The sequence below is a fragment of the Rhodomicrobium udaipurense JA643 genome, assembly GCF_000636015.1.
GTDB lineage: Bacteria > Pseudomonadota > Alphaproteobacteria > Rhizobiales > Rhodomicrobiaceae > Rhodomicrobium > Rhodomicrobium udaipurense.
Genome location: NZ_JFZJ01000184.1, coordinates 1 through 4,163 on the forward strand (window position 1 = coordinate 1; position 4,163 = coordinate 4,163).

The following is a 4,163-nucleotide window of genomic DNA, read 5'->3' on the forward strand; positions in this document are numbered from 1 at the left end:
TCCGATTCCGACATTTGCTCACGGGGTGCTGCGAACGGAATGCAAATGTCGGAATCGGACCACTAGGCCCTGACGAACGTGAAAAAACAAAGCAACGCTATATAAGGGAGAACGAGCCGATGACCTATCCCCGCCTTCCCGAGCCGTCCGAGGTTGCCGAGCACTTCGCTGCGGCCCTGTCGCAACCCCAAATCATAGAAGAACCCTACCGCCGCTGGCGCATCCTGAACTGTATGCCGGAAGCCATGTGCACGGGGATACTCACGCTTCCTATCGCGCCGCCGGTCGTCACCATCGACACGAAGGGTGCGCGGGACACCTTCAACAATCAGCGGATTTTCTTCACACCGAAGATGCGCGAACTATTCCCCGCCATGTCGGTGCTGAGCGACGCGATGCAGTCGCCCACCGTCGCCCGGCAGTTCGCGGAAACGTGTCACGTCGATGTCGAAGGCGCTTATCTGCGCATGGAGTACATTCAGGATCTCGACGGCATGTGGCTGGAGCCGCACCGCGACATCAAGGAGAAGCTGTTCTCCATGGTGATCTACCTTTGTACCGGGCCCTACGCCAAGGATTGGGGCACGGACATTTACGATCACGACAAGCAGTGGTGCGGGCGCGGAACGGCCGAGTTCAATTCGGCGGTCATCTTTATCTCCGGTCCGCATAGCTGGCATGGTTTCGAGCCACGTCCGATCCATGGCGTCCGCCGCTTGATGGAAATCAACTATGTCAGCCCGGCGTGGCGCGACAAGGATCAACTCGCGTTCCCGGACCGCCCGATCTCGCTCGGCTAGAGCCTTCGACGGAAGCGAAAGTTTGGGTTGGGGGTAATAGGCCCCGCAGCGAGCAGAGAGCGACGCGCCATACACAAAGAATGCTTAGCGATGCAGGAGGCGCAATGCGCGGCACCACGCCTACGTCAAGCGCGCCTTCGATGCGAATCGAAAGCGCGCCATGCACTTTGTTACGGATTTAGATCTTGCCGAAGGACCGGCGATTGCCGACTAAAGCCCGGCCTTCTCGTTAGCCGCGTAACGATGTAGATAGGTCGATGTCACCTGCGGGAGATGCTGGTCGAGCCATAGCGCCATCTGCTCTTCTTCGCGGAGCGATTGTTCGAGAGGCTGCTTCGCTTCCGCCTGACCGGTCAGATCGGCAAGTTCGAGAAGCGACTTGTAAGACGCGATCTCGAAATTCTCGAAAGCGAAGTTTGCGATCGAGTTCTTGATGATCTCGTCCTGGGTGAAGGCATGCGTGATAGCTGCCATGTTACCGGTGATGGAAAGAAGATTATCCTTCAGGACCGATCGGCTTTGTCCACGCTCTTCGAGGATCTTCTCCAGCCGCTCGATCTGCCCGTGCGTCTCTTCGATGTGCTGTTGCAGCTTGGCTTTGATGTCCGGATAGTTTTCGATCCGTTCAATCTGCCGATTCATCAATTCGAGTGCCTGGTTCTCCAGTGCATGGGCATTTTGAAGTCCGGTAATGAACACGTCCTTTGCGCGTTCGGCGTCTTCTGCCATGGTAAAACCTCCGTATGGGCTTTCCATGACAATGATACCGGCACGCGTATGTTCCGTTATACGGACACTGACGGATTAAAGCGCACCGTTTCAGTCGATGCATTGCAATACTATTGCGTGAACGGCTGCTTCAATGCTCAGGTTAATTTAAGCGGAGCCTGCGCCAGCGGGTATTTATGGCATGAGCAACGCGAGGCTGCCGCAAACGGATGCATATGCCGAAATCGCGCTACACCCGTACACGGCCCCTCCCAGAAGGCTAAACTGCGCGGCCCTCCCGCCTCAAAACTCCGGCTCACGCGTGCCGCTGCCGCCAGCATGACGCCGAGGGCGATCATTCGGTGACGATGTTCAAGCTGAGATTGGTTTCGCCCACCGCCGAATGCGGTTTATCCTGTCTTTGCTTGGGCCTGCGGCGATATTGTCATCCAGAATTCACCGCACATATGCTTCTTTCCCATCATGGTCATCACGCGGTGTCGCCCCATCGAGTTGCGCACGCTTATTTTTGAGGATTGAAATGTCGGGCATGATGCGCAACCCCAAATCGCTCGCCCTTGTGCTTCTGGCTGCGGCCGCGGGAATTCTCCTGCTCGCAAACCGCCAGGATGGCATCAGGCCCTGGGACAGAGATGTCGCCTTCGTGGCCGGCGCGGGTGGCTTCACCGCCGAGGGCAGCGTGAAGGATTACAAGAGCGTTGTCCAATTCAACCCCAACGCCCCGGAGCAGGCTTCGATTCACCTGACCCTCGACATGCGCAGCACCACGACCGGATTTAGAGCCGCGGACGAGGTAGCCCTGTCGAAAGAGTTTCTCGACGTGGAACGCCACCCCACCGCCAAGCTGACGGCAAAGGGCGCGAAGCTGATCAGCGATGGCAGATATGTCATGGATGCCGAACTGACGCTGAAAGGCGTGACGAAGACCGTTCGTATTCCTCTCTTGGTCCAGATCAAGGAGGGCGCGCCTGTCCTGAAGGGCGCGGCGTCCGTCAACCGTCTGGATTTCGGCGTGGGAGCGGAAGAATACAGGGGATATGCGCTGGACAAGGAAGTTCAGCTGGCATTCGCGCTGGTCGGCGAGAAGCTCAACGAGACGATCACCCCGCCGAAACCGTGAGCTGATTGAGATCAAGGCGCGCACCAACACTTTGCGCAGGAGTTTTAAAGCCGCGCATTGCGAAGTCGGAGCGCGTTCACGATCACGCTCACCGATGACAGCGCCATGGCGGCCGCCGCGATCATAGGCGAAAGCAGGACACCGAAGGCGGGATAAAGCACGCCCGCCGCGATGGGCACGCCCGCTGCGTTGTAGATGAAGGCGAAGGCGAGGTTCTGGCGGATGTTCGCGAGCGTCGCCTCCGACAGTCGCCTCGCCCGCACGAGCCCCATCAAATCGCCCTTGAGCAGCGTGATGCCGGCGCTCTCCATGGCGACATCCGCGCCGGTGCCCATGGCGATGCCGACATCGGCGGCGGCGAGCGCGGGCGCGTCGTTCACGCCATCGCCCGCCATCGCGACGACGCGGCCCTCAGCGCGCAGCCGCTCCACCACTTTCGCCTTGTCCTGCGGAAGCACGTCCGCCTCGACCTCATCGATGCCGAGTTTATAGGCCACGGCGCGCGCGGTCGCGGCGTTGTCGCCCGTCAACATGACGACGCGGATGCCGTCAGCCTTCAGCGCGGCAAGAGCCTCGGGCGTGCTCGCCTTGATCGGGTCGGCGATGGCGGCAAGGCCGGCAAGCGCGCCGTCGATGGCGATGAAAACCGCCGTTGCGCCTTCGGAGCGCATGCTCTTCGCCTCGGCTTCGAGCGCGCTCGCGTCGATGCCCGCTTCGCCCAGCATGCGCGCATTGCCGATGACGACGCGGCGGTTATCCACTGAGCCGCTGACGCCCCTGCCGGTCGGGGCGTCGAAATCGGTCGCCTCGGCGAGCACCAGCCTGCGCGCCTCTGCCGCCTTCACGATGGCCTCGCCCAGCGGATGCTGACTCGCGCGTTCGAGGCTCGCGGCGAGGCGCAACACCTCAGCTTCATCGAAGCCCGGCGCCGCATGCAACGCGACAAGCGCGGGCCGCCCTTCCGTCAGCGTGCCGGTCTTGTCCACGACGAGCGTATCGACGCGCTCCAGCCGCTCCAGCGCTTCGGCGTTCTTCACCAGCACCCCCGCCTCGGCGCCGCGCCCGACACCCACCATGATCGACATCGGCGTCGCCAAGCCGAGCGCGCAAGGGCACGCGATGATAAGCACCGATACGGCCGCGACGAGCGCGAAAGTGAAGCGCGGCTCCGGCCCGAACAGCGCCCACGCGGCGAACGCGGCCGCCGCCGCCGTCAGCACGAGCGGCACGAACCAGCCGGACACGCGGTCGGCAAGGCGCTGGATCGGCGCGCGGCTTCGTTGCGCGGTCGCGACCATGGCGACGATCTGCGAGAGCAGCGTCTCGCGGCCTACCTTCTCCGCGCGCATGACGAAGCTGCCGCTCTTGTTGATGGTGCCGCCGATTATTTTCGCGCCGGGTTCCTTCGAGACCGGCATCGCCTCGCCCGTGACGAGCGATTCGTCCACGGCGCTCGCACCTTCGATCACCTCGCCGTCTACGGGCACGGACTCGCCGGGGCGGACGCGCAGCCG

4 protein-coding genes are annotated in these 4,163 nt (G+C 62.0%); 2 read left to right on the forward strand and 2 right to left on the reverse strand.

Annotation, left to right across the window (positions count from 1 at the left end; translation table 11 throughout):
* Positions 1–119 precede the first annotated feature (119 nt).
* On the forward strand, positions 120–800 hold the full coding sequence (locus tag T281_RS16375; RefSeq protein ID WP_052037604.1) for a 2OG-Fe(II) oxygenase: 681 nt from the start codon (positions 120–122) through the stop codon (positions 798–800).
* A gap of 210 nt (positions 801–1,010) precedes the next feature.
* Here T281_RS16375 and T281_RS16380 read toward each other — a convergent pair whose 3' ends face one another.
* Complete coding sequence (locus T281_RS16380; RefSeq protein ID WP_013418440.1) at positions 1,011–1,529, reverse strand: ferritin-like domain-containing protein; 519 nt, start codon at positions 1,527–1,529, stop codon at positions 1,011–1,013.
* 520 nt (positions 1,530–2,049) lie between these two features.
* Here T281_RS16380 and T281_RS16385 point away from each other — a divergent pair.
* Positions 2,050–2,649: a YceI family protein gene (locus T281_RS16385; RefSeq protein WP_037242008.1), complete on the forward strand. Its 600-nt coding sequence runs from the start codon at positions 2,050–2,052 to the stop codon at positions 2,647–2,649.
* A 44-nt stretch (positions 2,650–2,693) separates the two neighbouring features.
* Here T281_RS16385 and T281_RS16390 read toward each other — a convergent pair.
* Positions 2,694–4,163: copper-translocating P-type ATPase (locus T281_RS16390; RefSeq protein ID WP_037242010.1), on the reverse strand; the 1,470-nt coding region annotated here is incomplete at its 5' end.

Excerpts from the sequence above, each read along its gene's own strand:
- T281_RS16380 (WP_013418440.1), bottom strand. The coding sequence starts at position 1,529 with ATGGCAGAAGACGCCGAACGCGCAAAGGACGTGTTCATTACCGGACTT.
- T281_RS16375 (WP_052037604.1), top strand. The coding sequence starts at position 120 with ATGACCTATCCCCGCCTTCCCGAGCCGTCCGAGGTTGCCGAGCACTTC.
- T281_RS16385 (WP_037242008.1), top strand. The coding sequence starts at position 2,050 with ATGTCGGGCATGATGCGCAACCCCAAATCGCTCGCCCTTGTGCTTCTG.